The organism is Bacillus sp. VA15 (assembly GCF_055721145.1).
This window is the reverse complement of record NZ_JBVQPQ010000007.1, coordinates 17,089-42,560: the sequence shown is the minus strand read 5'-3', so window position 1 is coordinate 42,560 and position 25,472 is coordinate 17,089. Positions and strand designations below refer to the sequence as shown.

At 43.6% G+C, this 25,472-nt stretch carries 23 protein-coding genes; 5 read left to right on the top strand and 18 right to left on the bottom strand.

Features of this window, described 5'->3' with window-relative positions:
• Positions 1–21: 21 nt before the first annotated feature.
• Complete coding sequence (gene yvlA, locus AC0DBE_RS16785; protein ID WP_003219765.1) at positions 22–348, bottom strand: protein YvlA; 327 nt, start codon at positions 346–348, stop codon at positions 22–24.
• Between the two features lie 219 nt (positions 349–567).
• Here yvlA and AC0DBE_RS16780 point away from each other — a divergent pair, with 219 nt between their 5' ends.
• Positions 568–798, top strand: coding sequence for a hypothetical protein (locus AC0DBE_RS16780; protein WP_472962953.1), 231 nt, complete (start codon positions 568–570; stop codon positions 796–798).
• Positions 799–997: 199 nt separating this feature from the next.
• Here AC0DBE_RS16780 and hag read toward each other — a convergent pair whose 3' ends face one another.
• The 4 genes from hag to AC0DBE_RS16760 form a co-directional block, all read right to left on the bottom strand.
• The gene (hag, locus tag AC0DBE_RS16775) at positions 998–1,822 is read right to left on the bottom strand and encodes a flagellin Hag (RefSeq protein ID WP_061187836.1); all 825 of its coding nucleotides are present in this window, start codon (positions 1,820–1,822) and stop codon (positions 998–1,000) included.
• A 352-nt stretch (positions 1,823–2,174) separates the two neighbouring features.
• Complete coding sequence (gene uvrA, locus AC0DBE_RS16770) at positions 2,175–5,048, bottom strand: excinuclease ABC subunit UvrA (RefSeq protein WP_472962951.1); 2,874 nt, start codon at positions 5,046–5,048, stop codon at positions 2,175–2,177.
• 7 nt (positions 5,049–5,055) lie between these two features.
• Entirely contained in the window at positions 5,056–7,041 is a 1,986-nt protein-coding gene (uvrB, locus tag AC0DBE_RS16765; RefSeq protein WP_014115321.1) for an excinuclease ABC subunit UvrB, read from the bottom strand.
• 184 nt (positions 7,042–7,225) lie between these two features.
• A complete protein-coding gene (locus tag AC0DBE_RS16760) occupies positions 7,226–7,456 on the bottom strand; it encodes a CsbA family protein (RefSeq protein WP_003228053.1) in 231 nt (76 codons plus the stop codon).
• Positions 7,457–7,733: 277 nt separating this feature from the next.
• Here AC0DBE_RS16760 and AC0DBE_RS16755 point away from each other — a divergent pair, with 277 nt between their 5' ends.
• The 4 genes from AC0DBE_RS16755 (at position 7,734) to AC0DBE_RS16740 (ending at position 12,878) form a co-directional block, all read left to right on the top strand.
• Positions 7,734–7,976: a hypothetical protein gene (locus AC0DBE_RS16755; protein ID WP_242733829.1), complete on the top strand. Its 243-nt coding sequence runs from the start codon at positions 7,734–7,736 to the stop codon at positions 7,974–7,976.
• Positions 7,977–8,373: 397 nt separating this feature from the next.
• Positions 8,374–10,869, top strand: a complete 2,496-nt coding sequence (locus AC0DBE_RS16750) for a PEP/pyruvate-binding domain-containing protein (RefSeq protein WP_472962947.1) — start codon at positions 8,374–8,376, stop codon at positions 10,867–10,869.
• Between the two features lie 76 nt (positions 10,870–10,945).
• Positions 10,946–11,509 (top strand): TetR/AcrR family transcriptional regulator, encoded by a 564-nt coding sequence (locus tag AC0DBE_RS16745; protein WP_014115324.1) that lies wholly within the window; start codon positions 10,946–10,948, stop codon positions 11,507–11,509.
• A gap of 34 nt (positions 11,510–11,543) precedes the next feature.
• Positions 11,544–12,878: an MFS transporter gene (locus tag AC0DBE_RS16740; RefSeq protein WP_061187833.1), complete on the top strand. Its 1,335-nt coding sequence runs from the start codon at positions 11,544–11,546 to the stop codon at positions 12,876–12,878.
• A 47-nt stretch (positions 12,879–12,925) separates the two neighbouring features.
• Here AC0DBE_RS16740 and minJ read toward each other — a convergent pair whose 3' ends face one another.
• From minJ to fliS, 13 genes are all read right to left on the bottom strand, one after another.
• Positions 12,926–14,122 carry a cell division topological determinant MinJ gene (minJ, locus tag AC0DBE_RS16735; protein WP_014115326.1) on the bottom strand — a complete coding sequence of 399 codons (1,197 nt, stop codon included), beginning with the start codon at positions 14,120–14,122 and terminating at the stop codon, positions 12,926–12,928.
• Positions 14,123–14,200: 78 nt separating this feature from the next.
• Entirely contained in the window at positions 14,201–14,554 is a 354-nt protein-coding gene (gene swrA / locus AC0DBE_RS16730; RefSeq protein ID WP_015251121.1) for a swarming motility protein SwrAA, read from the bottom strand.
• A gap of 382 nt (positions 14,555–14,936) precedes the next feature.
• Positions 14,937–16,379: a carboxy-terminal processing protease CtpB gene (ctpB, locus tag AC0DBE_RS16725; RefSeq protein WP_061187832.1), complete on the bottom strand. Its 1,443-nt coding sequence runs from the start codon at positions 16,377–16,379 to the stop codon at positions 14,937–14,939.
• Between the two features lie 138 nt (positions 16,380–16,517).
• A complete protein-coding gene (gene ftsX, locus AC0DBE_RS16720) occupies positions 16,518–17,408 on the bottom strand; it encodes a permease-like cell division protein FtsX (protein ID WP_061188071.1) in 891 nt (296 codons plus the stop codon).
• On the bottom strand, positions 17,401–18,087 hold the full coding sequence (gene ftsE / locus AC0DBE_RS16715; RefSeq protein ID WP_003219741.1) for a cell division ATP-binding protein FtsE: 687 nt from the start codon (positions 18,085–18,087) through the stop codon (positions 17,401–17,403). The genes ftsX and ftsE overlap by 8 nt, the downstream gene beginning before the upstream one ends.
• A gap of 233 nt (positions 18,088–18,320) precedes the next feature.
• Positions 18,321–18,659 carry a cytochrome c551 gene (gene cccB / locus AC0DBE_RS16710; protein WP_014115329.1) on the bottom strand — a complete coding sequence of 113 codons (339 nt, stop codon included), beginning with the start codon at positions 18,657–18,659 and terminating at the stop codon, positions 18,321–18,323.
• Between the two features lie 48 nt (positions 18,660–18,707).
• The gene (locus tag AC0DBE_RS16705; protein ID WP_014115330.1) at positions 18,708–19,553 is read right to left on the bottom strand and encodes a YitT family protein; all 846 of its coding nucleotides are present in this window, start codon (positions 19,551–19,553) and stop codon (positions 18,708–18,710) included.
• Between the two features lie 166 nt (positions 19,554–19,719).
• A protein-coding gene (prfB, locus tag AC0DBE_RS16700) for a peptide chain release factor 2 (RefSeq protein ID WP_114151180.1) occupies positions 19,720–20,821 on the bottom strand; the annotation gives its coding sequence in 2 pieces (ribosomal slippage) (positions 19,720–20,748 and positions 20,750–20,821; 1,101 coding nt in all).
• A 69-nt stretch (positions 20,822–20,890) separates the two neighbouring features.
• The gene (gene secA, locus AC0DBE_RS16695) at positions 20,891–23,416 is read right to left on the bottom strand and encodes a preprotein translocase subunit SecA (protein WP_014115334.1); all 2,526 of its coding nucleotides are present in this window, start codon (positions 23,414–23,416) and stop codon (positions 20,891–20,893) included.
• A 167-nt stretch (positions 23,417–23,583) separates the two neighbouring features.
• Positions 23,584–24,153 carry a ribosome hibernation promotion factor gene (gene hpf, locus AC0DBE_RS16690; protein ID WP_014115335.1) on the bottom strand — a complete coding sequence of 190 codons (570 nt, stop codon included), beginning with the start codon at positions 24,151–24,153 and terminating at the stop codon, positions 23,584–23,586.
• 190 nt (positions 24,154–24,343) lie between these two features.
• Entirely contained in the window at positions 24,344–24,721 is a 378-nt protein-coding gene (locus AC0DBE_RS16685) for a DUF8042 domain-containing protein (protein ID WP_014115337.1), read from the bottom strand.
• A 9-nt stretch (positions 24,722–24,730) separates the two neighbouring features.
• Positions 24,731–25,072 carry a flagellar protein FliT gene (gene fliT, locus AC0DBE_RS16680; protein ID WP_061186920.1) on the bottom strand — a complete coding sequence of 114 codons (342 nt, stop codon included), beginning with the start codon at positions 25,070–25,072 and terminating at the stop codon, positions 24,731–24,733.
• Complete coding sequence (gene fliS / locus AC0DBE_RS16675; protein WP_003219733.1) at positions 25,069–25,470, bottom strand: flagellar export chaperone FliS; 402 nt, start codon at positions 25,468–25,470, stop codon at positions 25,069–25,071. Before fliS ends, fliT begins: the two co-directional genes overlap by 4 nt.
• Between the last annotated feature and the right edge of the window lie 2 nt (positions 25,471–25,472).

Genomic DNA, 25,472 nt, shown 5'->3' with positions numbered 1-25,472 from the left:
GATCTCCTCCCCATTGTCTACTTATGCTGCACGCAGCACCTTAATGCCCTGAATCACATTCCAAATCATAATGCCAATAACAACTAAGAAATAAATAACTGCTCCCCCAATGATCACAAATACAGGCAGCAGGCTGTCTCCATCAATGGCAATGGCTCCGCCCAGAAAAGCGATAAAAAGGACCAGCCAGCCGGCAAAAGGAACAATGTGAGAAATAAGAGAACGTATCGCATGGCGTTTTGTTTCTTTCTCATCTACAACAAAATAAGCGACAATCGGCACAATGATTGGCGCAATGAACACACTGAAATAGCAAAGTGATGCAATAATAGCTTGATTACGGTTCAATTCATTCCACACTCCTATTGTGAATTTTACCCATGACAAAAGATCAAGGACGTTTTACTTATATATACGTTTAAAACGTCAGCAGGTTTCAAACTCATTCTTTAGACATGCTCCGATTTACGGAAATTGGATTTTAAAAAGTTTTAGAAGTAGAATCCTCTGGCTGTACCGATTACAATATGTAAAAAGCTTACGGCAATCAAGGAGGCTGGACAAGCAATGGAGAAAGACCCCAGTGACCATACAGTAACACAGGAATCGGTGTTAAAGCTGATTCGTGAACAAAAAAGAATGAATCGTGAAATGATCGCTGAGCTTGAACAGATCCACGGACCTCTTCCGATCTCTCACGATATTCAATACATAAAAGTACTGCTTGACAGCAGCAACACGCATATCGTTCAAGATTTAATGAGTGTAAGTAAGCAGCTGTATAAGAAGACTTTGTAATTGCGGAAAAAGTTGCATTCATTATAACTGAAATCAAGCTAAAGGTTAGATGACAATATCTTGCCTTTTTTTGTTTTAAAGAAACAAGTGACTCCCTGGCTGTCACACAATGATTGTAACAAAAAAAGCTTGCCGGCATATCCAACTAATGGACCTGTCGGCAAGCTGTGACTATCAGAAATATATAGCCGTTCAGAAATTAACGTAATAATTGAAGTACGTTTTGCGGCTGTTGGTTAGCTTGAGCAAGCATAGCTTGAGAAGCTTGAGAAAGAATGTTGTTCTTTGTGAACTCGCTCATTTCTTTAGCCATGTCAACGTCACGGATACGAGACTCAGCAGCTGTCAAGTTTTCACTAGATGCGCCTAAGTTGTTGATAGTGTGCTCTAGACGGTTTTGTACCGCACCGAGTTTAGCACGTTGTTTTGACACATTGTTGATTGCAGTATCAATACTTTCAAGTTGAGTATCAAAAGGAGTAGTAGGAAAATCTTTTACATTAAGTGTGTCTACTCCTAAAGCATTTGCTGACATGCTGTCAATGTTAACTGTAAGCTGTTGGCCAGCATTTGCACCAATTTGGAAAGTGAAACCATCAGTTTCAGTTCCATCTAATAACTTTTTGCCGTTGAACTCAGTACGGTTTGAAATGCCGTCAATTTCTTCAATAAGTGCATCCATTTCATCTTTAATTGCACCAAGATCTTCTGCTTGCTGTGTACCTGTGTTTCCTGCTTGAACAGTAAGTTCACGCATACGTTGAAGGATCGCATGAGTTTCAGTCAATGCACCCTCAGCTGTTTGGATAAGAGAGATTCCGTCTTGAGAGTTTTTAGAAGCCATTTCTAAACCTCTGATTTGTCCTCTCATTTTTTCAGAGATCGCAAGACCCGCTGCGTCATCTCCCGCACGGTTGATACGAAGACCTGAAGAAAGTTTCTCCATGTTCTTTTGTGCTGCACCGTTGTTTGAAGATAAACGGTTCAGTGTGTTAAGTGCTGCGATATTGTGGTTAATTCTCATGTGTAAAATACCTCCATGTGTATTTGTTTTTGAAATCAAAGACTTCCTTTTCTTTGATTTCTGGCGTATGAGATCCCAGTAAAGCTTCTAACTTATGTAGATCCGGTAATTGATTAAGGATAGATTCAAATCCCTTAATAGGACTTTTTTGCTTAATATGGAAAACATCATCCGCCTTTCAATTCATTTATCGGTAGCACTTTGTAAATGTTTAGGCATTTTCCCAAAGAAATTTTCCCCATTTTAAAAAGACTATTCTAAACTATCACACAAAAACCCTAAAGAAAAAGCTTGCCTGCTAAGCCCGAGGATGGACTTGCTGACAAGCTGAATTCCCTCTGAAAAGAGGGTTTTAAGATGTTGCCGTTTCTTTCGCTTCCAAGAGCGATGTCATGCGTTTTTTGTCACGCTCCATAACAGGCTTCAAATAACGGCCTGTATACGATTCTTCCACTTCAGTGATTTCCTCAGGCGTTCCTGACGCGACAATGGTTCCGCCTCCGGCTCCGCCTTCTGGCCCCAGATCGACAATGTAATCCGCCGTCTTAATGATATCAAGATTGTGCTCAATGACGAGTACTGTATCTCCATTGTCAACCAAACGCTGAAGCACGACAAGGAGTCTGGCGATGTCGTCGACGTGCAAACCTGTCGTCGGCTCGTCTAAAATGTAGAGCGTACGCCCCGTTGAGCGTTTGTGCAGCTCTGATGCAAGCTTCACACGCTGCGCTTCTCCGCCCGACAAGGTTGTCGCTGGCTGACCGAGCGTAATATAACCTAAGCCAACATCAAAAAGGGTTTGGAGCTTACGCTTGATTTTCGGGATATTTTCAAAGAAAGAAAGAGCATCTTCAACCGTCATATCAAGCACATCAGAGATGCTTTTTCCTTTGTACGTCACTTCAAGCGTTTCACGGTTATAGCGTTTGCCGTGGCACACCTCGCACGGAACATACACGTCAGGAAGGAAGTGCATTTCAATTTTAATAATCCCGTCTCCGCGGCAGGCTTCACAGCGCCCGCCCTTCACGTTAAAGCTGAAACGGCCTTTTTTATAGCCGCGGACCTTCGCTTCATTTGTCTGCGCGAATACATCCCGAATGTCATCAAACACACCGGTGTATGTCGCAGGGTTGGATCTCGGCGTTCTTCCAATTGGCGCCTGATCAATATCAATGACTTTGTCTAAATGATCCAAACCTTTAATCTCTTTATGGCTGCCGGGCTTCGCCTTCGCTTTATGAAGCTTTTGCGCCAGCGCCTTATGCAAAATTTCATTGACGAGAGTACTCTTTCCTGAGCCGGAAACCCCTGTAACCGCTGTGAACGTTCCAAGCGGGAACTTGGCATTCACTTTTTTCAGGTTGTTTTCTGCAGCGCCTTTAATTTCAATGTAACGGCCGTCCGGCTTTCTTCTTTCAGGTGGCAATGGGATGAACTTTTCCCCCGATAAATAGCTGCCCGTTAATGAATTTGGATCTTCCATCACTTCTTCTGGCGTACCCGCAGCCATCACCTGACCGCCGTGAATGCCGGCACCAGGTCCAATATCTATTAAATAATCGGCTGCCATCATCGTGTCCTCATCGTGTTCGACAACAATCAGCGTGTTCCCAAGGTCTCTCATATTTTTCAGAGCGCTGATCAAGCGGTCGTTATCACGCTGATGCAGGCCGATAGACGGTTCATCTAAAATATAAAGCACACCGGATAAGCGCGAGCCGATTTGCGTTGCCAGCCTGATGCGCTGCGCCTCTCCCCCGGACAATGTTCCCGCTGCCCTGCTCAATGTCAGGTAATCAAGGCCGACTTTGTCCAGAAAGCTTAAACGCTCCACAATTTCACGCAAGATCAAATTGGCAATCTGCATATCCTTCTCAGAAAGGGTAAGGCCTTTGAAGAAAGCAAGTGCGTCGGCTACAGACTGCTCGGTAATTTTTCCGATGTGGCGGCCGTCAATCAGTACGGCAAGCGCCTCTTTCTTTAACCGATAGCCTTTGCATGTCGGACAAGACTTCTGAGACATATACTGCTCCATTTGCTCACGGATGAAATCAGAGCCTGTCTCCTTATACCGTCTTTCAATATTGCGCAATACGCCTTCAAATTGAATTTCGCCTTCACGGATTTGCCCAAAATCATTTTCGTAACGGAAATAAATCAGGTCGTCTCCGCTGCCGTACAGCACTTTATCCAGCTGATGCTGCGGCAGATCTTTTACTGGCACGTCCATATCAATCCCATAATGGGTGCAGACCGCCTCAAGAAGCTGCGGATAATACTGTGAACTGATCGGTGTCCAAGGGGCGACCGCATTCTCCTTTAATGACAAATCTTGATTGGGGATGACGAGATCCGCATCCACTTCAAGCTTCATTCCGAGACCGTCACACGTCGGACACGCTCCGAACGGGCTATTGAACGAAAACAACCGCGGCTCAAGCTCACCAATTGAAAAACCGCAGTGCGGGCAGGCATGATGCTCACTAAACATCAGCTCTTCCTCACCGATGACATCAATCATGACCCGCCCTTCACCTAAACGAAGCGCCGTTTCCAATGAATCTGACAGACGGGCCGTCACACCTTCTTTCACCACAATCCGGTCAATGACAACCTCAATCGAATGCTTTTTATTCTTTTCTAATTCAATATCATCAGAAAGCTCAGCCATTTCGCCGTCAATTCTGACTCTGACATAACCTTGTTTTCTGATCTGGTCAAGGACTTTGACATGGGCGCCTTTACGGCCCGATACGATCGGGGCCAGCACCTGAAGCTTCGTCCGTTCCGGGTATTCCAGAATTCTGTCGACCATTTGCTCGATGGTCTGCGATGTAATCTCAATTCCGTGCTCCGGACAATGAGGCTTCCCTACTCTCGCATACAAAAGACGCAGATAATCATAAATTTCAGTTACCGTACCGACAGTAGACCTCGGATTGCGACTCGTGGTTTTCTGATCGATGCTGATGGCGGGAGACAGCCCCTCAATCGCATCGACATCCGGCTTATCCATCTGTCCTAAAAACTGGCGGGCATAGGCAGACAATGACTCGACATACCGTCTCTGCCCTTCTGCATATATGGTATCAAAGGCAAGGGAGGATTTCCCTGATCCGGACAAACCCGTAACAACGACAAGCTGATCTCTTGGAATCGTTACATCGATATTTTTCAGGTTATGCGCCCGGGCTCCCTTCACCTCTATCCGATCCATAGCCATTTGTTCATCATCCTTCCGCTTTTAGCTCTAAAAGTAAATCGCGAAGCTCCGCGGCTCTTTCAAAGTCAAGCGCCTTGGCTGCTTCCTTCATTTCGTGCTCCATCTGTTCAACGACTTTCTGGCGTTCTTTCTTCGTCATTTTCGACAGCTTCGGCGCGGCTTTTGTTTTGTATTCCGCTTTATCCTCAGCTGCTACTGTGGCACGAATGACATCGCGAATTTCTTTATTTATCGTTTTTGGCGTAATGCCGTGCTCTTCGTTAAATCGCTCCTGCTGCTCGCGGCGGCGTTTTGTTTCATTAATCGCAATTTCCATAGACTTCGTCATTTTATCTGCGTACATAATGACGCGGCCTTCTGAGTTTCTTGCTGCCCGTCCGATGGTCTGGATCAGCGAACGCTCAGAACGAAGGAAGCCTTCCTTATCCGCATCCAAAATCGCAACGAGAGATACTTCAGGAATGTCGAGCCCTTCCCTCAGCAGGTTGATGCCGATAAGCACATCATGCTTGCCGAGACGCAGATCACGGATAATTTCAATCCGTTCAAGCGTCTTAATCTCTGAATGCAGATAGTTTACTTTAATGCCGATTTCCTTTAAATAATCGGTCAGGTCTTCTGACATTTTTTTCGTCAGGGTTGTCACGAGCACCCGTTCATTCCGCTCAATTCTTGCTTGAATTTCACCGATCAAATCATCAATCTGGCCTTCAATCGGACGCACATCAATCAGCGGGTCAAGAAGCCCTGTCGGACGGATGATCTGCTCGACCATTTCATCCGTGTGCTCAATCTCATACGGCCCTGGCGTTGCTGATACATACACGATATTGTGCATATGCTTTTCAAACTCTTCAAAACGGAGCGGACGGTTATCAAGCGCTGACGGAAGCCGAAAACCGTGATCCACGAGTACCTGTTTCCGCGCCTGGTCTCCGTTAAACATGCCGCGCACCTGAGGAATTGTCACATGCGACTCATCCACCACGATCATAAAATCGTCAGGAAAATAATCAAGAAGCGTATACGGTGTTGAACCTGGAGGCCGAAGCGTCAAATGTCTTGAATAGTTTTCAATGCCGGAGCAGAAACCCATTTCCCGCATCATTTCAAGATCATATCTTGTCCGCTGCTCTAAACGCTGCGCTTCAAGCAGCTTGCCGTTTTCATGCATGACCTTCAGCTGCTCCTCAAGCTCTTTCTCGATATTTTGAATCGCTTTCTCCATTTTCTCGGCCCGCGTTACGAAGTGGGATGCCGGGAAAATCGCGACATGATCACGGTCGCCGAGAATTTCTCCTGTCAAGGCATCCACTTCTCGGATCCGCTCGATTTCATCTCCGAAAAACTCGACTCTGATACAGTGTTCATCACGGGATGCCGGGAAGATTTCCACTACATCTCCGCGCACACGAAATGTACCGCGCTGAAAGTCGATATCGTTGCGGGCATATTGGATGTCTACAAGCTTTCTGAGCAGCTCGTTGCGCTCAATTTCCATTTCAGACCGCAGTGACACGACCATTTCCCGGTATTCTTCAGGCGAACCGAGACCATATATACAAGACACACTCGCAATAATAATGACATCTCTCCGCTCAAACAGAGACGATGTTGCGGAGTGTCTTAATTTATCTATTTCATCATTAATACTTGCGTCTTTCTCTATAAACGTATCCGTTTGAGGCACATACGCCTCCGGCTGATAATAATCATAGTAGCTGACAAAATACTCGACAGCGTTGTTCGGAAAAAATTCCTTGAACTCACTGTAAAGCTGTCCGGCGAGGGTTTTGTTATGGGCAATGACAAGCGTCGGCTTATTGACTTCTTTAATCAAATTGGACACCGTAAATGTTTTGCCCGTTCCTGTCGCCCCCAGCAGAGTCTGATGCTTCTTGCCCTCCTGAATTCCTTTTACAAGTTTTTCAATAGCTTTCGGCTGATCTCCCTGGGGCTGATATTTCGAGACTAACTCAAAGCGATCTTTCACAAAATAAGCCTCCGTTTCTTTAACGAAATCTTCCTATAGATATAGTAACACAATGGAATGCAAAATCACTAAAAATACGAACTAAAGTTCGGTGGTTTTTTATTTCCAGCTGTTTTCGTGTATAAAAAACCTGCTTTTAAAACGTAAAAGCAGGAATTCAGTCTTTATATTCATTATGTCCGATTTATTCTTCTTTTTTCTCAGCAGCTTTTTTGGCCATATAAAGCCCGCCAGCCACAAGAGACACAACATCCAATCCTACAATAAAATACGTTTCTGTATAGCCTTTTAAATAAGAGGCAAACAGCAATGCAGCTGTTAGAGCGATCGCCACATAATGATTAAAGGTGACTCTTGTAAAAAGAACAACGAGCATAAAAGGGAAAAACAATGCAAAAACGGCTTTTGTAATCAACAAAAACCCTCCTCAGGGATTCTTCATCTCATCTGATTATAGTAAAAAATGAAGAATCGGACAATCGTGCAATCGTTCCCTCTTTCTACACCATACCCTTTTTCAGCCAAAATCAATCACTATATTTGCGCTTTGGTCCCAGTCAATAGAAACATCAATAGATCAAACAATGATAAATAATAGAATGGAATGATTCACAAGATAAACAAGCAGAGTTATATAGTATGGTTGTAGATCTGGGCAGTTCAATACAAAAATGGACAGGGAGTGGACAAATATGAAGTTCAAGTTCGTTACATATGTTTCAACAGCAGCGGTACTCCCCGGTCTCCTTATGGCATCACAACCTGCTTTTGCAATCACAAGTCTAGCTGATAAAAAAAAAGTTCAGCCCTCGAAGTTCTTCTCGATAATCATTATAGATGGAAGCTTCAGACGGCTGCCGATGAAGAATGGTTCCTTTGGACAATTGTTATCCAAACTGAAGATCATGGCCAAGGAGGAACTTACTCTCGATTAAGAAGTCCGGAGAACGTGTGTATATGAGGCTGAAATCCCATGATGGCGACTACAGCACAATAAGCAACTATGATTTCACTTATTCCATAAAGTAAGAACATATATGAATTTACATGAGTGCCGCTGTTCCAATCAGCGGCACTTTTTTTATTAAAGCATGCCCGCCGCCAGATTCCGAGAATATAAGAAAAATAGGCATACAGCACCAGCCTGGCCCCATTTTTCATGATAATATAACTAACTTAACTATTCATTTTATTTAGGGCTTTCTGCGTTTGACAGCATTTTCCTGAAAACCTACAATTGAATGATAGTGTTTACTATCATTTTTTAAACACAGGCTCCGTCATAAAAAGACTAGAGAGAAAAACAAAATGAAGGAAAGAGGGGTTTCAAATATGTATTCTGTAATATTTCGCCAAGCAGAAGAGTCCAGCCAGCTTGCTGGAGCAAAAGGCATGAACTTGATTAAATTGACCAAACACGGTCTTCCTGTTCCGGACGGGTTTATTATTCAGACGAATGCGCTCGCCCGTTTTATGGAGGATAACCAGCTTCATGAAACTAGCGAAAACATCGAAAGCGGGATCATCGCCGGAACGTTTTCTGAAGAACTGAAACATGAGCTGACAAGTTCCTTCTACAAGCTGAGAGAATCATACCAATCCGTTGCCGTGCGTTCTTCATCTGCCTCAGAAGATTTAGAAGGCGCTTCATTCGCGGGTCAATATGAAACCTACTTAAATATTAAAACAGAGGAAGAGTTTCTCACTAAAGTGAAAGAATGCTGGGCCTCATTTTTCTCTGGCCGAGTCAGCAGCTATAAGAAAAAAATGAATAACCAAATCGCAGAGCCGTTAATGGGAGTTGTCGTTCAGGGCCTGATCGATTCAGAGGTATCAGGTGTTATTTTCAGCCGTAATCCTGTTACCCATGATGATAGAGAGCTATTAATCAGCGCCAGCTATGGTTTGGGGGAAGCTGTCGTTTCGGGAAGTGTCACCCCAGACACATTTATAGTCAATAAATCTTCGTTTGAAATTCAGAAAGAAATAGGTGCAAAGGAAATCTATATGGAGTCTGCAGCAGAAGGAATCACAGAAAAAGAAACGAGCGAAGATATGCGCAGCCGTTTTTGCCTTGCAGATGAACAAGTAATTGAACTGACTGAAATCACGAAAAAAACCGAAGACCTGTACGGATATCCAGTCGATATAGAATTCGGAATCGCTGATCATCAAGTATACCTTCTGCAGGCCCGCCCGATTACAACCATTGATCAGGACAAAAAGGAAGCAGAAGAAGAACGCAGCTTCATGATTACAGACGCTGATATGAATGATTTCTGGCTCAACATGGAGTCAAATATTGAAGGTCCGGTGAGCCCGTTATTTTCATCCTTGATCGTACCGGCATTGGAGTATGGCTTAAAGAAGAGCATGCAAAAGTTCCCGATTGGTGTTGTTGTTGACGAAGTAAAACTTTATCGCGGGCACATTTATTCCAAAAACCAAGGCGGACAACAGCCACCTTCTAAAGACTGCGGCAAAGAGCTTTTTCCAATATTATCGGAGCGTATGTATGACATCATCAATCACACATACCTCCCATTTTATAGAACGCTTGACCAGCTCACACAAACTGAGCATACTGCAGAAAGTGCACTAGATGCTTTTCAAAAATTAAAGGCTTTTTATCTCACGGCTTATGAGGAGCACTTCAATATCGTTTTTCCGCAAGTTCTTCTAACAAACAAATTGCAAGCGATGTACCAACATATTCAAGGAGAATCCCAAAACGCTCATTTTTACGAGATGCTGACAGGCAAAATGAACAAATCACTGGAAACAGACCGCCGCCTGTGGCTATTTTCTGTTGAAGTTCAGGAAAACCCGAATCTGCTGTCCATTTTTGAAAACACCAAGCCGGAACAGCTGCAGGAAAAAATGGAACAAACAGATGAGGGCAGACACTTCCTGAAGAACCTCCATGAATTTTTACAGGAATACGGATGGCGATCTGTAAAGAGCCATGATCTGATTCAAGAGACCTGGGCAGAAAATCCGTATTATGCCCTTGCCAATATTCAAAATTATGTCCGCAATGGCTATCATTTTGACAATGAATTTCAGAAAACGAAAGAAAAACGAGAGAAATTATACAATGAATTCTTGAAAAACATAAATGATCCCGATTTACGGAAAGAATTTGACCGTTATTATCAGTGGACGTTGAACGCTGCAAATATAAAGGATGATCATCACTTTTATATTGACGCCATGCTGGATGCCAAGGCGAGAGTCTTTTTGCTTAAGGTAGGTGAATTGTTGGCGGAAAACGGTGTCATTCAAAATTGTGAAGACCTTTGGTTCTTATATGATGATGAAGTGGAAAACGCGCTTCTTCACCCTGTATCCCTGCAAGAAAAGGCTGAAAAACGCAGACAGACCTTTCACGAGTATGAGCTTGCTCAAGCCCCTGCCTATCTCGGCACTCCGACAAAAGAACAGCTCAAAGCTGCAGAAGAAATTGTCGGCGCTGTGATAGAGGATGAAAAAAACACGGAGAATCATATTTTTGGCATTGCTGCATCAAGCGGCATTGCAACAGGTCCGGTCAAAATCATTCGGGACGCCAGTGAATTTTCTCAATTCGAGCCTGGGGATGTCCTCGTTTGCAAAATGACCACACCGCTATGGACCAGCCTGTTCCAAGACGCAAAAGCAATTATTACAGATACAGGCGGCATTTTGTCTCACGCTGCAATCATTGCTCGCGAATACGGCATTCCCGCCGTTCTCGGCACACGTACAGCAACGGAAAGACTTCGGGACGGTGACATCATCACTGTTGATGGAAGCAACGGCAAAATCACAGTTGTCAGCCGGGCCTGATGCGTCCTCCCTCTTTCTTATACAAGCGGGGCAGGTGTATACTTGTCCTGCCAGTATATTCGTGAGGTGAAACGTATTGAGACCGACAAACAAGAGAATCCTTGACGCTGCCATGCAGCTGCTTGTCAAAAAAGGATATCGCGCAACGACTACAAAAGAAATTGCAGAAAAAGCAAATGTAAGTGAAGCGACGATTTTCAGGAATTTTAAAAACAAACAGGGACTAGTCGAGGCTTTGCTTTCTCAGCATTCTCCAAACAGAAGCAGCATTCTGGAACAAACTGAAGGCGATTTGTACAAAGACCTGCTTCATATCGGAACCTGTCTCTTAGAGGAGCTGGAACATAGAAAAGATATCATTAAAATCAGCTTTCGTGAACCGGCCATGTTTCAAGATGTCATCAACCACGTAACAGAATATCCCCAATCTATGAAACAGCTATTGGTTGATTATCTCAAAACAATGGGTGAAAAAGGGGTTATTCAGACAGGAAATGAAGCGGAGCATGCCGACGTGTTTATGTCGATTATTTTCGGTTATTTTATTCACCGTCTCCATTTAGGAGACCGGGTGATTTCAATGCCCCAGGAAAAAATGCTAGAGCATAGCACAGCTCTATTTGTCAAAGGAATTTCGTGATGAACTCCTTGGCATAACAAAAAGGAGGATCCCAATGAGTTCAAGAAAAGAATGGGCGCTGATCGTCTCGCTATTATTAGGGGCCATCCTGGTTCCCATTAACTCCACGATGATCGCGGTCGCGCTCTCATCTATATCCCATACGTATAACGAGTCCATCGCCAGCATCACTTGGGTGGTTACCGTTTATTTAATCGTGATGGCAGTCACACAGCCGATTGCCGGAAAACTTGGTGACATGTACGGCAATAAAACCATGTACTTATGGGGCGTCGGCCTTTTTCTAATCGCGTCCTTAGGCTGCGCACTCTCACCGAGCCTGCTGCTGTTGATTGTCTTTCGGGCATTGCAGGCTGTCGGCGGTGCACTGCTTACGCCAAACAGCATTGCCATTATCCGTCACGTTGTTTCTGAAAAACGCCTTCCGAAGGTGTTTGGATTTTTTGGACTTGGCGCAGGACTTGGGGCAGCACTCGGGCCTTTTATTGGCTCTATACTGATTGACAGCTTCAGCTGGCATTCGATTTTTTGGGTCAACATCCCATTTCTCGCCATTGCTTTATTTACGGCATTAACCATGTTCCCTCAATATAAAGAAAATAAATCTGACGCGCCACTGGATATTATCGGCTCTGTCTTGCTTGCAGGCAGCATCGTTTCGATTATCCTGCTGACGAAAAACGAGGCTTCATGGGGCTATGCGGTATACAGTGTATTGATACTTCTTTTTGTCCCGCTTTTTTTCAGAAGAGAAAAACGCACACAGCACCCAATTATTGATTTTACTCTGTTTAAAAGCTCAACCTTTACAAATGCCAATCTATCAGTCTTATTAAGCAATCTGATGATGTATGCCGTTTTATTGATCATGCCGTTATTCATGACGAGCCAATTTGGGCTTAATACGTCTAACAGCGGCATGGCGCTCTCTGTATTTTCGATATTCATGTCGGCCAGCAACTGGGTCGGCGCCCAGCTCCATCACAAATGGGGAGCAAAAAAAATCATTTTTCTTTCATTTGCCATGATGGCTGGAGCGAATCTATTATTTTTGCTGTTAAGCAGCTCACATTCCGTCTTGTTCCTCATGCTCTCTCTTATCCTGGGCGGGCTCGCGTCCGGAGTCGGCCTGACCAGCATGCAGGTGTCTTCCCTTGCCACAGTAGACCCCGGCATGTCAGGAGTGGCGTCTGGTATTTTCTCGACCTTCCGTTATTTCGGAAGCATCATTTCATCAGCCTTAATCGGCTTGATTTCGGGATATCACACCTTATTTATGATTCTCTTTGCTGTATCCATTATTGGCGTTTTTGTTTCATTAGGCATCAAATCTGATGAAACGGCACGGATGGAAAAAAACTCAGCATAACACAAAACAGCCCGGCACCACATCTTCTCGCGGTGCCGGGCTGTCTTTTATGATCCGGACAAAGCGGCTGCTTCGTCTTCACGGTCATCCTTTACGAAAAGGATACCCAATTCATGATGTTCTCCCTCATAAGAAGCTCGCTGATCAAAACGAATTTCTCCATTCAAACCGATAATTTCAAGCTTCACATATGCACGGTTATGCTGGAGCGCTTCATAAAAATCAGAAACATTCTTAACCGGTATGCCATTAACTTTCGTAATGATTTCCCCGATTTTCAATTCCAGATCCTCAGCAGGTGTGTTTGGTATAATCCCAAGCACCATTAAGCCCTGATCACGTTTCGAGAAATAAAACGGAGCCGCGTTATCATTCACCCTTTGCTTAATGGACAGAAAAATACGTCCTAAAACAGCCACACAGACGGCTGCACCCGCAAGCGGCGTCCACAGTAAGCTCGCTGCACCGAGAACTGTGACGGCAAGGCCGAGAATACAAACGCGTTTCGCTGTGATCCTTATGCTCGTTTCAGGCAGCGACCCCTGCACCCTTTGCCCGAATCCGACAAAGTAAGGAATCCATAGAAAATGGAATGAGCCACCAGGAACAGTAAACACAGGCCACCAACTGAGGTGCGATTCTAATCCGTTACCGGGTACGAGAAGGAACAGCGGCAAAAGCCATATCCGGTTTGCCAGCTGCTGTCCAATCGGCAAACCGCGGCTGCTTACGACAAGTGCCGGTGATGTTCTCACATGTGCAGAACGATAAGCAACCGCTCCTTCAATGATAATCAGCAAGCCTAAAAACACACCCATAGCCGGCCAAACGACTGCAAATCCTTGCGGAAATCTCTCTAGAAAAGGCTCCGCCTGATACATTTGCAGTCCAAAACCTATCAGCATACTCACACTGACGATATATGCAGCAGACATCCAGTTTGCGCGAAGAGTGAGCGCTGCCACTGCAGTGATAACGGCAATAATCGCAAGTAAACCGAGAGGAATCGAGATTCCGAGTACGCCTAAAACAACTGACAAAAGGAGACCAGGGATCAGTCCCTTTGTATAAGTAAATTTCAGATCATCATAAATATCTGCTATTCTTGTATGAAAGGTTTTACGTTCCCGTTTGATTCTAACATAGCCGAAAGCCAGGCTTATGATGATAAAAAACCAGAAAAGCGGGTGTAAGAAGAACAGGCCCGCACTTTTTAACAGTTCAATTCCCCATTGAACAGACACTATCTTTCACCGCCTCAAGCCAAACATGTTACTCATATTCTATCAAATATTAAGTGGCTTGGATATCCTCAGGAGGGTTTATCTCTCTTGCGTCATCCACAGCGTGACATTCGATAGTGAAAAATCCTTTAAATAATGGTTTACATCCACATCCAATAACCCGCTGATCAGATGCATCGACCTTTTTATATCTGTCAGATTGATTCCTAGTCGCTTATGGTTTTTCATTAAGTAATTAAAATAATGTTTGGCACATTCTTCATTGATGTCATTTACTGATTCGACATTGGTGTAATTGACCAAATACCTGCTGAATAGCATAAGAAGACTTAGTGCTTTTGTAGCCGAAAATGTTACATCTTGTGTTCTGTCTTTTAATTGTTCAACTAATTCATAATATTTTTTTTCACGCACAATACTTGCCCTCTTCAATTGTGAACCCCCATTTTCTTTATACAGATAAGCACGGGCCAGTATAAGCAGCAGTACTGGAGTGCTAACAAGCATTCTCGCTAACGTTACTCTTTAATACCTGTCGTTCAGCTGCCATAAACCTGATTACTGTTCTTTTTAGAACCTTCTTATATTGTATGAAGTAAACAAAGACTAGGCAACTTGCAAAAGTTTCATTTTAAATGCATATTATCTCGTTAGAAAGTCTCTCTCATATATTGATATCGGGTAATCACAGTCCTTTATAAATGTTTATTTGTGAAAATTTTTTTAATTTCTTGTCAAAAACTCAATTTTTATGTGACTTATGGTTCATTTTATCGTTAAGTATAAAGAAATAGGAGATGGGACACCATCTCCTTTAATTGACAAATAATGATTTAAGCGCTGTTTGAAGCTGCAAGTCATTTTTTTCGTCGGATTTTTTCTTTTCTACCAGCTGATTTAATGCCTCTGCAGTGCGAGTGTCGATTACACCCGTTTTATCCAGCTTATTTTGATCCTGAAAGGCCATAACCGCTTTTTTCATGTCTTTGCTGAAATAGCCATCGTCACGTCCCGGATCAAAGCTCAGGCCTTTTAATAATACCTGTGCATGCTTGACGTCTTCATTGTTCATATCCACTTTAAGCGGCTCTTTCAGCTGCAAGGGCCCGGCGGAAAAATAATCAGGCTGCTTAATTGCAATGGTCGGCTCAATTCCTTTCTTATGAATCCAATTCCCATTTGGCGTCAGCCACTTGTAAAGCGTCAATTTGATGTTGCTGCCGTCTCCCATCGGAACAGCCTGTTGAACCGTTCCCTTACCAAAAGACGTATCACCTACAACATCATAATGCCCTGCTTCTTTTAATGCGCCAGCAAGAATTTCTGATGCGGAGGCACTCCCTTTATCCGTGATCACATTGACAGGATATGATTTTTTATGGGTCAATGTTGAAAAATAACGTTTTTTATCTCCATTGCGTTCAGCAATTTGAATATACGGCTGATCCTTTGTGACGAAGTGCTTCAGAATTTCTTCCACACTTTGAAGATATCCGCCCGGGTTGCCGCGTACATCAATAACGAGGCCTTCTATTCCTTTTTTCTCAAGATCCTTCAGCTCTTTTGCAAAATCCTCCGCGGTATGCTCAGAAAAAGTAGAGATGGCGATATATCCGACAGAATGCCCCTGCACTTTTTTCTCTGAAGCAAAAACCGTTTCGAGCGGAATCTCAGCTCTTTTGATCCGGAATGACAGCTGCTTCTTCGTCCCAGGCCGCTGAATCTTCATTGAAACGCTGGACCCTTTCTTTCCTCTTATTTTTAACACAGCGTGGTTTAAATCCTTGCCGGCCATCGATTCTCCATTGATGCTGATGATTTCATCATTAGGCTTGAGCCCGGCTTTTTCCGCTGGCGATTTCTTAAATGGGGAAACAATAATAATTTTGCCGTCTTCCATTCCAACCTCAGCCCCGATGCCTTCAAATGAGGAATCAAGAGAATCAGAAAATTGCTTAGCCGTCTGCTTGTCCATGTAGACAGAATAAGGATCATTTAGTGTTGACAGCATTCCCTGGATGGCTCCCTCGAGCAACTTTTCTCTATCAACTTTTTCTACGTACTCATTCGAAATTAACTCATACGCTTTTTCGATTTTGTCCATAGCCTTATCCCGTTCAGAGTCAGCTTGTGCCGTCGCGGGAACTGCTGCAGTCTGGGGCTTATCCATCTCAAGCAGGTTTATTCCCGCATATACACCGGCGCCTCCGAACAACATGCTCCCCGCTGCGATCACAGCCATTAATTTTTGCTTCATCCTTTACTCCTCCTGTATGCCAGACTGTCTTTATCAAAACCTAGAGATAGTATATGTAAAGGATGGAGATTTCATGTAATCATAGAAGAAAAAGAAGGCAAAAGAAAAGCCGCCCCGGTAGCGGGACAGCTTTTCTCTTTATACTCGCAGAAACTTGCGGATGGAAGTCAGACTTCCCCATACGCCAATTACGGCGCCAATTGCAATAAGCACTAACGAAATTTGGAATACAAATGGATTATAAGGAAGAAGAGAGACAAATGAACCTTGAACCTTCGGAACGACCCATCCGATGACGTATTGGTAAGTGCTCAGCACCAGTGCGATCGGAATCACTGAACCGAATACGCCAAGCAGCAATCCTTCAAGGAAAAACGGCCAGCGGATAAACCAGTTCGTCGCGCCGACAAGCTTCATGATTTCAATTTCTTTTCTTCTTGCGAAAATTGTAATTTTAATGGTGTTGGAAATTAAGAACATCGCCGTAAATACCAGGCCGATAATTAACGCGATTCCGATGTTGCGGGAAACGCCGACCACTTTAAACAAACGGCTGACCTCTTCTTTTCCGTAAGTAACTTTATAGACATGATCCATTTTTTCAATCTTTTTCGCCACGTTCGGCGTATCATGCGGATCTGTCGTTTTTACGACAAACGCGTCATTAAGCGGGTTTTCCTGATCCTTCATTGTCAGGGATTGTCCACTGTCGCCAAAGCTGTCAACCAGCTGGTCAAGCTCTTTTTCTTTAGATGAAAAAGTGACACTTTGAATGCCCTTTAAATCCTTAATATCGCTCTGCAGCTTATCCTGTGCCTTCTGATCTGCAGTCAGATCAATCAACACTTTGATTTCGACTTGTTTTTCAGCATTCGAAGCCATGTTATTCAAATTCAGCATAATCACTAAAAACACGCCGACTAAAATCAGCGTAACGGTTACAGCACTAATGGATGCAAACGTCATCCATGTGTTTCTCCCGAGAGATTTAAAACTCTCACGCAAGTGGCGCCCGAGAATTTTAATCATATGAACCATACTCCCCTCTTGACTCATCACGCACAATGATACCATCTTCGATTGCAATGACACGTTTCTTAATGGTGTTTACGATTTCTTTGTTATGTGTCGCCATCACGACTGTTGTCCCGCGGTTATTGATTTCCTCCAGCGTCTTCATGACTTCCCAGGACGTATCCGGATCAAGGTTTCCTGTAGGCTCATCAGCAATGACAACATCAGGGTTGTTCACAATTGATCTGGCAATAGATACACGCTGCTGTTCCCCGCCTGAAAGCGTGTCAGGAAATTGTCTTGCTTTATGCTTCAGCTGCACGAGATCAAGCACTTCAAGCACCCGTTTTTTAATGACAGACGGCTGTTCTCCAATCACTTCAAGGGCAAATGCCACATTTTCAAAAACAGTTAGTTTAGGCAGAAGCTTAAAATCCTGGAAGACAACACCTATTTTACGGCGCACAAAAGGAATCTCTTTTTCTTTAATTGTAGCGAGATCTTTATGATTGATTAAAATTTGTCCTTTTGTCGGTTTTTCTTCTCTGTATATCATTTTAATAAAAGTAGATTTACCCGCTCCGCTCGGACCGACAACATAAACAAACTCGCCGGGATGAATGGTAACAGAAATCCCATTGAGCGCTTTAACGCCGTTCGGATAGGCTTTGTATACTTCCTTCATCTCTATCATGAAATCACCTAATCTTTTATGTCATTTTATCTATCACACGGTCATACTCTTCGAATGTATTCGACAATTTATGACCCTTTCATTTGTAAAAAGATGAAAAATCTGAAAGTTTCATTTTTCAACACACTTCATTATACGTCAAATTTAGACATAATACTATTACAGTTTCTTTTCATTCATATTGTCATGGCATAAAAAAATCCTTGCCTGCACTGCGGCAAAGATTTTTCATCTTACTTTTTTTCTGACAGCCATTTGGCAATAACAGCGGCTTCCTTATCATCGACAAGCCCCTTCGGCATATTGCCGCGGCCGTTTTTAATAATACTTTCAATTTTGTCTTCGTCGTATTTGCCTCCGACCTCTTGGAGGTTAGGCCCTGACATACCTTCTAAATCCTTTCCGTGGCAGCCTACGCAGCTTTGCTGATATAATTCTTCCCCTTCAGATGCTGAGGCTTCAGTCTTGCTGCCGGTGTCTGTCTTCTCTTCTTTTGCATCGTTTGAACCGCAGGCAGCCAATAGAACAGAAAGCGCAAATACAAGCATTAGTATCGATAACTTTGATTTCATGTTGAGAAGCACAACTCCTTTACGATCTCTTCCATATTATAACCTCGTTTAAGCGCGTTTGAAACCCTCGCCCAGCACCTCACTCGCATCCGCCACAATCACAAAAGCTGACTCATCAATCTGTTTGACGATTTGTTTCAATTTGGTGAATTCAGTTTGCCCAACCACACACATTAAAATCGGGCGGTCATCGTCAGTATATCCGCCTACCGCGGAAATTTTCGTCACGCCTCTGTCAATTTTCTGTAAAACGGCTTCTTTTACAGCCTGCTCCTGCTTTGTAATAATGAGCGCCATTTTTGAACGATTGAAGCCGACTTGAACGACATCAATCGTTTTGCTGGACACATAGACGCCAAGCATGGCATATAAGCCTTGCTCAATATTAAATACGATCATAGCCGTAACGACAATCAATCCGTCAATGAGGGCGAGACACGTCCCTAATGACAAACCGGAGTACTTATGAATGATCTGTGCAGCCAAGGCCGTTCCTCCCGTCGAGCCTTTCCCTAAGTACACAATGCCAATTCCGACACCAATGCCTACGCCGCCAAAAATCGCCGCCAGAAGCTCATGATGGGTGGCGGGCTGAATATCTCTTGTCAAAAAGACAACAAGCGGCAAAAAAACAGAACCCGCAAGCGTCTTAAGCCCAAATTTTCCGCCGAGCAAAATGACACCGGCAATAAATAAAGGAATATTAATAATCCACTGTACATACGCCGCTTCAAAACCATATGACTGCAAAATTGTGCTGATTCCGCTGACACCGCCGGCAGCAATCTTGTTTGGAAGCAAAAATACATTAAAGGACACACCTGTAATCGCCGCGCCTATTAATATGTATACATAATCCCGCAAAACCCGAAGTGTTTGATTCCGTACATCCATCATATATCCTCCGTTTCTTCCAGTGCTCTCCGATAGCATTTTAATCCTTCCCTGATTAGATGTAAATAACACCCAAATACAGTGGTAATATGCTAAAGCAGCAGTGAAATCAAGGATATGAAGAAATTAAAAAACACACCTGTATACATCAGGTGTGTTTTTCTGCTTATGATAGCTTAGAACGCAGGTAGGCATCAATAAATGTATCAATGTCTCCATCCATTACCGCTTGAACGTTCCCCATTTCTGTATTGGTCCGATGGTCTTTTACCATGGAATACGGATGGAATACGTAAGAACGGATTTGGCTGCCCCAGCCGATTTCTTTTTGTTCACCGCGAATTTCATCCAGCTCTGCCTGCTGTTCTTCAATTCTGCGCTGATACAGCTTGGCCTTCAGCATTTTCATGGCTCTTTCACGGTTTTTAATTTGTGAGCGTTCCGTTTGGCATGTCACGACCACATTCGTCGGCAAGTGAGTAATCCGAACGGCTGAATCCGTCGTATTGACGTGCTGACCGCCCGCTCCGCTAGCACGGTACGTATCAACTTTAATATCCTCCGTACGGATATCAATATCGATCTCATCGTTAAATTCAGGCATGACTTCACATGAAACGAAAGACGTGTGGCGGCGGCCTGATGAATCAAACGGTGAAATCCGCACGAGACGATGGACACCTTTTTCTGCTTTGAGATAACCGTAGGCGTTGTGCCCTTTAATCAGCAATGTAACTGACTTGATTCCCGCCTCATCACCCGGAAGGTAATCGAGCGTTTCCACTTTAAAGCCGCGGCGTTCTCCCCATCTGGTATACATTCTAAGAAGCATAGAGCCCCAGTCCTGTGACTCTGTACCGCCAGCACCAGGGTGCAGTTCTAAAATCGCATTATTTTTATCATACGGCTCACTGAGAAGAAGCTGAAGCTCAAACTCATTGAACTCTTTTGTTAATGATTTTAGTTCTTTTTCAAGCTCAAGCTGGAGGTCAGAGTCCGGCTCTTCCTTCAAAAGATCATGAGTCATTTGCAATTCTTCATGTGATTCATTTAATTTTTTATACGAATTGACATAATCCTTTATACCGTTTGCTTCATTTATGACCGTTTGAGCTTTCTGCTGATCATTCCAGAATTCCGGATCAGCCATTTGTTCATCTAGCTCAGCAATGCGGGCCTCCTTTGATTCGAGGTCAAAGAGACCCCCTAAAGTCCGCTAAACGAGAAGCCATATTTTCGAGTTCTGCTCTAATTTCTGATAATTCCATTCCATTCACCTCATTAAAAGATCCGCGGGCGCCTACAGGCGCCGCGGTCAGTAAACTTGCCCGAGCGGACTATTCAGTCCGGCCGCAGCAATTTTTATATTTTTTCCCGCTTCCGCAGTGGCATGGGGCATTTCGGCCAATATCAACCACTTTGCGAACCGGTGCTTTCTTTGCTTTTTTGTTATCGTCGCCTTCTTGCTGCTGATGAGCCGTTGTCTGGCCCTGTACAACCTCTTCACGCTCCAGATTGTTTTCAATCTCAGCTTTCATCACAAATTTTGCGACCTCGTCCTCGATCGATTCAATCATATTCTCAAACATCGCAAAGCCTTCCATTTGATACTCTCGAAGCGGATTCGTCTGTGCATACGCTCGAAGGTGAATTCCTTGGCGAAGCTGATCCATTGCATCGATATGATCCATCCATTTTGAATCAACGGCTCGAAGGACGATGACTTTTTCGAATTCACGCATTTGCTCTTCGCCGAATTTCACTTCTTTTTCATTATATTTCGTCATGATGCGATCCATAATGAGTTCATGCATTTCATCCGGCTCTTTGCCAAAGATATCGCTCTTCTCAAGCGCACCTTCATCAAGATAAGTCGTGTTGACAAGCTCAACAAGACCATCAAGCTTCCACTCCTCAGGAAGCTCTTCCCTTGGCGTATAGGCTGCAATTGCACGTTCGAGAGAAGACTTGATCATATTTTCAACGATTTCGCGCAAGTTTTCAGAGTCAATGACTTCAAAGCGCTGCTTATAAATAACCTCACGCTGCTGGCGGAGAACGTCATCATATTGCAGAAGCTGTTTACGTGAATCGAAGTTATTGCCTTCGACGCGTTTTTGAGACGATTCAACCGCGCGGGATACCATTTTGCTTTGAATTGGAGTAGAGTCGTCCATCCCGAAGCGGTCAAGCATTGCCATTGTCCGCTCAGCTCCGAATCTGCGCATCAATTCATCTTCCATAGAAAGATAAAATTGGGTGATCCCCGGGTCTCCCTGACGTCCGGAACGTCCTCGGAGCTGATTGTCAATCCGGCGTGATTCATGGCGTTCCGTTCCGACAACTGCAAGACCGCCAAGCTCTTTTACACCTTCGCCAAGCTTAATGTCCGTTCCGCGCCCCGCCATGTTTGTCGCAATCGTAACTGCGCCTTTTTGGCCGGCCTCTTCAATGATCTGCGCTTCACGTTCATGGTTTTTGGCGTTTAACACTTGATGCGGGATTCCTTTGTTTTTAAGCAGCTTAGAAATCAATTCAGATGTTTCAACCGCAACCGTACCGACAAGAACAGGCTGTCCGGTCATGTAACGCTGTGCGACATCCTCCGCAACAGCCTTAAACTTACCTTCCATCGTGCGGTAAATTAAATCCGGACGGTCGTCACGGACAACAGGCTTGTTAGTAGGGATTGTGACAACCTGCATGTTGTAGATGTTGCGGAATTCTTCTTCCTCTGTCTTAGCTGTACCAGTCATACCGGCAAGTTTTTCGTACATCCGGAAGTAGTTTTGGAACGTAATGGTCGCCAAGGTCATGCTTTCGTTTTGAATCTCAAGCCCTTCCTTTGCCTCAATTGCTTGGTGAAGTCCCTCGCTGTAGCGGCGGCCTTTCATCAGACGTCCCGTGAAGGAATCAACAATAACAACCTGTCCGTCTTCCACTACATAGTCAACGTCCTTCTGCATCGCAGCGTGCGCTTTTAAGGACTGGTTGATATGGTGGTTAAGCGCGACATGTTTCACATCAAACAGGTTATCGATGCCGAACGCTTTTTCTGCCTTCGTCATTCCTTCCTCAGTCAGCTGTACACCTTTTGTTTTGATATCATACGTATAATCCTTCTCTGCTTTTAACGTGCGGACAAAAGCATTTGCCTGCACGTACAGCTTAGTGGATTTCGCAGCTTGTCCAGAAATGATAAGCGGTGTTCTCGCTTCATCAATTAAAATAGAGTCAACTTCATCTATTACCGCAAAATGAAGCGGGCGCTGAACCATCTGCTCTTTATAAAGAACCATATTGTCACGCAAATAGTCGAAACCAAGCTCGTTGTTTGTGGAGTAAGTAATGTCAGCGGCATAAGCTTCCCGTTTTTCGTCTTTTGACATTGAGTTTAAATTTAAGCCGACAGTCATACCGAGAAACTCGAAAATTTTCCCCATCTGCTCAGCGTCACGGCTTGCCAAGTATTCGTTGACAGTCACGATGTGTACGCCTTTACCTGTTAACGCATTTAAATAAACAGGCAGAGTAGACGTTAACGTTTTCCCTTCCCCTGTTTTCATTTCAGCGATATTTCCGTCATGGAGCGCTACGCCCCCCATGAGCTGGACTTTGAACGGAAACATTCCGGTTACGCGGCGCGAAGCTTCACGAACAACAGCGAATGCTTCAACAAGAAGATCATCAGTTGTCGCCCCTTTTTCAAGGCGCTCTTTAAATTCAATCGTTTTATGCTTCAGCGCGTCGTCAGAGAGATTTTCATAGTCTCCGCGAACCGCATCAATATCGTTAGCTATTTTTTCGTATCTATTCAGCGTACGTTTTGTTGGATCAAACATTTTATTTAAAATTCCAAGCATTTATAACGCTCCTCTATCATCACATGCCTGATTTGCAGGCATGTATAAATAATTTACTAGTCCATGTATACCTCTCATTATCATATCATACCTTTTGTTATTTCCAAAGAATTTGCAAATAAGAAAAACAAAAACCTTCCGCGGTCATCACGGAAGGCTTTTGTTCTTTATTCAGTCGGTTCAATCAAGCCATATTTCCCATCATTTCTGCGGTACACGACATTTGTAAGGTTTGTTTCTGCATTTGTGAAAACAAAGAAATTATGGCCGAGCATATTCATTTGCAAGATCGCTTCTTCACTGTCCATCGGCTTTAAATTAAAGCGTTTCTGACGGACAATGTCCAAGCTCTCCTCATCTTCTATTTCATCCTGAACCGCAATATCTGTATCAGAGCCAAGGCCGTTTGCCAATAAGTATTTTGGAGAGCCCTGCTCACGGAATTTACGGTTTACTTTCGTTTTGTGCTTACGGATTTGACGTTCCAGTTTGTTTGTTGCGAGATCAATTGCGTTGTACATATCCTCGTTATGCACCTCGGACCGAAGCGCCAGATCTGTCATCGGAATCGTAACCTCAACTTTAGACTCCTTGTCGTTGTAAAACTTCAAGTTGACGTTCACATCGGCATTCACGCTATGGTCAAAATAACGCTCCAGCTTGCCGATCTTTTTCTCGACATGATCCTTTAACGCGGGTGTCACTTCAATATTTTCTCCTCTGATGTTATAGTTCATCAAAGAACGCCTCCCTTTTATTAAGGATATGTATCTATTTCTACTTTACCCTTTACAATTCCTGCTGAAACGTAAACCTTTTGTGAAAATTCAGTGAACTTTGTCGAATTGTGTTTGTATGTGCTGATGATTTGGCGGTTCGGAGGTATATGTATATGCTGATTGTAAGAAACAAATACCTCACCCTCGCCTAATTGATTACAAAGGGCTCCATACATTGATGAATGGACAGCATCCATTTTCTATAATGAATCAGAAAATGTTCTTTTAAAAACTCGCAGAACTCATAAGAGGGAAAAGAGAAAGAAACCAATTGATCAAACTCCGCAAAAATTTCGTCAAATGCTTTAATACATATTTCAGCACACCGCGTGTTCATAACAAAGAGGAGTGTTGAATGTGTTGAATCCAAATAAAAAAAGGCTTGGATCAGATCTTGGTAGATCCGATCCCCTTCTGTTTTTGATAAATTCTGTTCAGCTTCTATCAAATAACATAGCCCTTCCTCAATGGTAAAAAGAAGATGATAATAAGCTGATAAAAGCGTATAATCTTCAATGCTCTTCAAGGCACTCACCTATTTACGCTTGTCATAATATCTGCCGTCAATCGTAATGTTGTTATAAGGATTTAAATACGTCGTGTGCATCGCACGTTTTCTTTTTACCTGCTGAAGTTCTGTTGCGATTGACTGCTTTAGTCTTTTCATTTCCTTCACAATAAGCTGATCCCATGTCAGGACAAGCTTCATCTGCTTTTTTTCTTCTTCTGAAAGCGGCAGAGATATCTCCTGAATAAGTTCAGACCGTTTAGCCACAAAGTCTTCAATTTGCTTTAAAAGTTCATCGCTTTCAGGTGTATCTTGTATGTGTGACAGCATACTCTGCGTCTCAATGTATAGTTGATCTATGTTATTCATGCGATCCCGCCTGATCCGTGCCGGTCCTTCCGTTCACTTTGAATGGCTTGTTTCCATGCATCGCGAAAATCTGTTACATATCCTTCAACCTCAGCCAGCATGCTCGTATCATTTTTGATGTTTGCCTGTACCAATCTTCGATACATATAATCGTACATCGCACCCATGGAGGCGGAAAGCTCTATGTTGCGGTTCAGCGTAAAATTTAATTCCTGAATGATATTTTGCGCTTTAATCAGATTTTCATTTTTACGTTCCATATCATCATTCTCAATGGCCTGAGATGCGAGTCTTATAAATTTCAAACAGCCATTATACAGCATAAGTGTCAGTTCACCTGGTGTAGCAGTATTCACTGAATTTTGCTGATAGGCTGTATAAGGATTTTGGATCGCCATGT

Bases quoted from the DNA above. Each gene is read 5' to 3' on its own strand.
- ftsE (WP_003219741.1), bottom strand. From the start codon at position 18,087: ATGATAGAGATGAAGGAAGTATACAAAGCCTATCCGAACGGCGTTAAA.
- cccB (WP_014115329.1), bottom strand. From the start codon at position 18,659: ATGAAATCAAAGTTATCGATACTAATGCTTGTATTTGCGCTTTCTGTT.
- AC0DBE_RS16780 (WP_472962953.1), top strand. From the start codon at position 568: ATGGAGAAAGACCCCAGTGACCATACAGTAACACAGGAATCGGTGTTA.
- ftsX (WP_061188071.1), bottom strand. From the start codon at position 17,408: ATGATTAAAATTCTCGGGCGCCACTTGCGTGAGAGTTTTAAATCTCTC.
- uvrA (WP_472962951.1), bottom strand. From the start codon at position 5,048: ATGGCTATGGATCGGATAGAGGTGAAGGGAGCCCGGGCGCATAACCTG.
- fliS (WP_003219733.1), bottom strand. From the start codon at position 25,470: ATGGCGATCCAAAATCCTTATACAGCCTATCAGCAAAATTCAGTGAAT.
- AC0DBE_RS16750 (WP_472962947.1), top strand. From the start codon at position 8,374: ATGTATTCTGTAATATTTCGCCAAGCAGAAGAGTCCAGCCAGCTTGCT.
- AC0DBE_RS16755 (WP_242733829.1), top strand. From the start codon at position 7,734: ATGAAGTTCAAGTTCGTTACATATGTTTCAACAGCAGCGGTACTCCCC.
- hpf (WP_014115335.1), bottom strand. From the start codon at position 24,153: ATGAACTATAACATCAGAGGAGAAAATATTGAAGTGACACCCGCGTTA.
- AC0DBE_RS16705 (WP_014115330.1), bottom strand. From the start codon at position 19,553: ATGGATGTACGGAATCAAACACTTCGGGTTTTGCGGGATTATGTATAC.
- secA (WP_014115334.1), bottom strand. From the start codon at position 23,416: ATGCTTGGAATTTTAAATAAAATGTTTGATCCAACAAAACGTACGCTG.
- AC0DBE_RS16740 (WP_061187833.1), top strand. From the start codon at position 11,544: ATGAGTTCAAGAAAAGAATGGGCGCTGATCGTCTCGCTATTATTAGGG.
- hag (WP_061187836.1), bottom strand. From the start codon at position 1,822: ATGAGAATTAACCACAATATCGCAGCACTTAACACACTGAACCGTTTA.
- ctpB (WP_061187832.1), bottom strand. From the start codon at position 16,379: ATGAAGCAAAAATTAATGGCTGTGATCGCAGCGGGGAGCATGTTGTTC.
- fliT (WP_061186920.1), bottom strand. From the start codon at position 25,072: ATGAATAACATAGATCAACTATACATTGAGACGCAGAGTATGCTGTCA.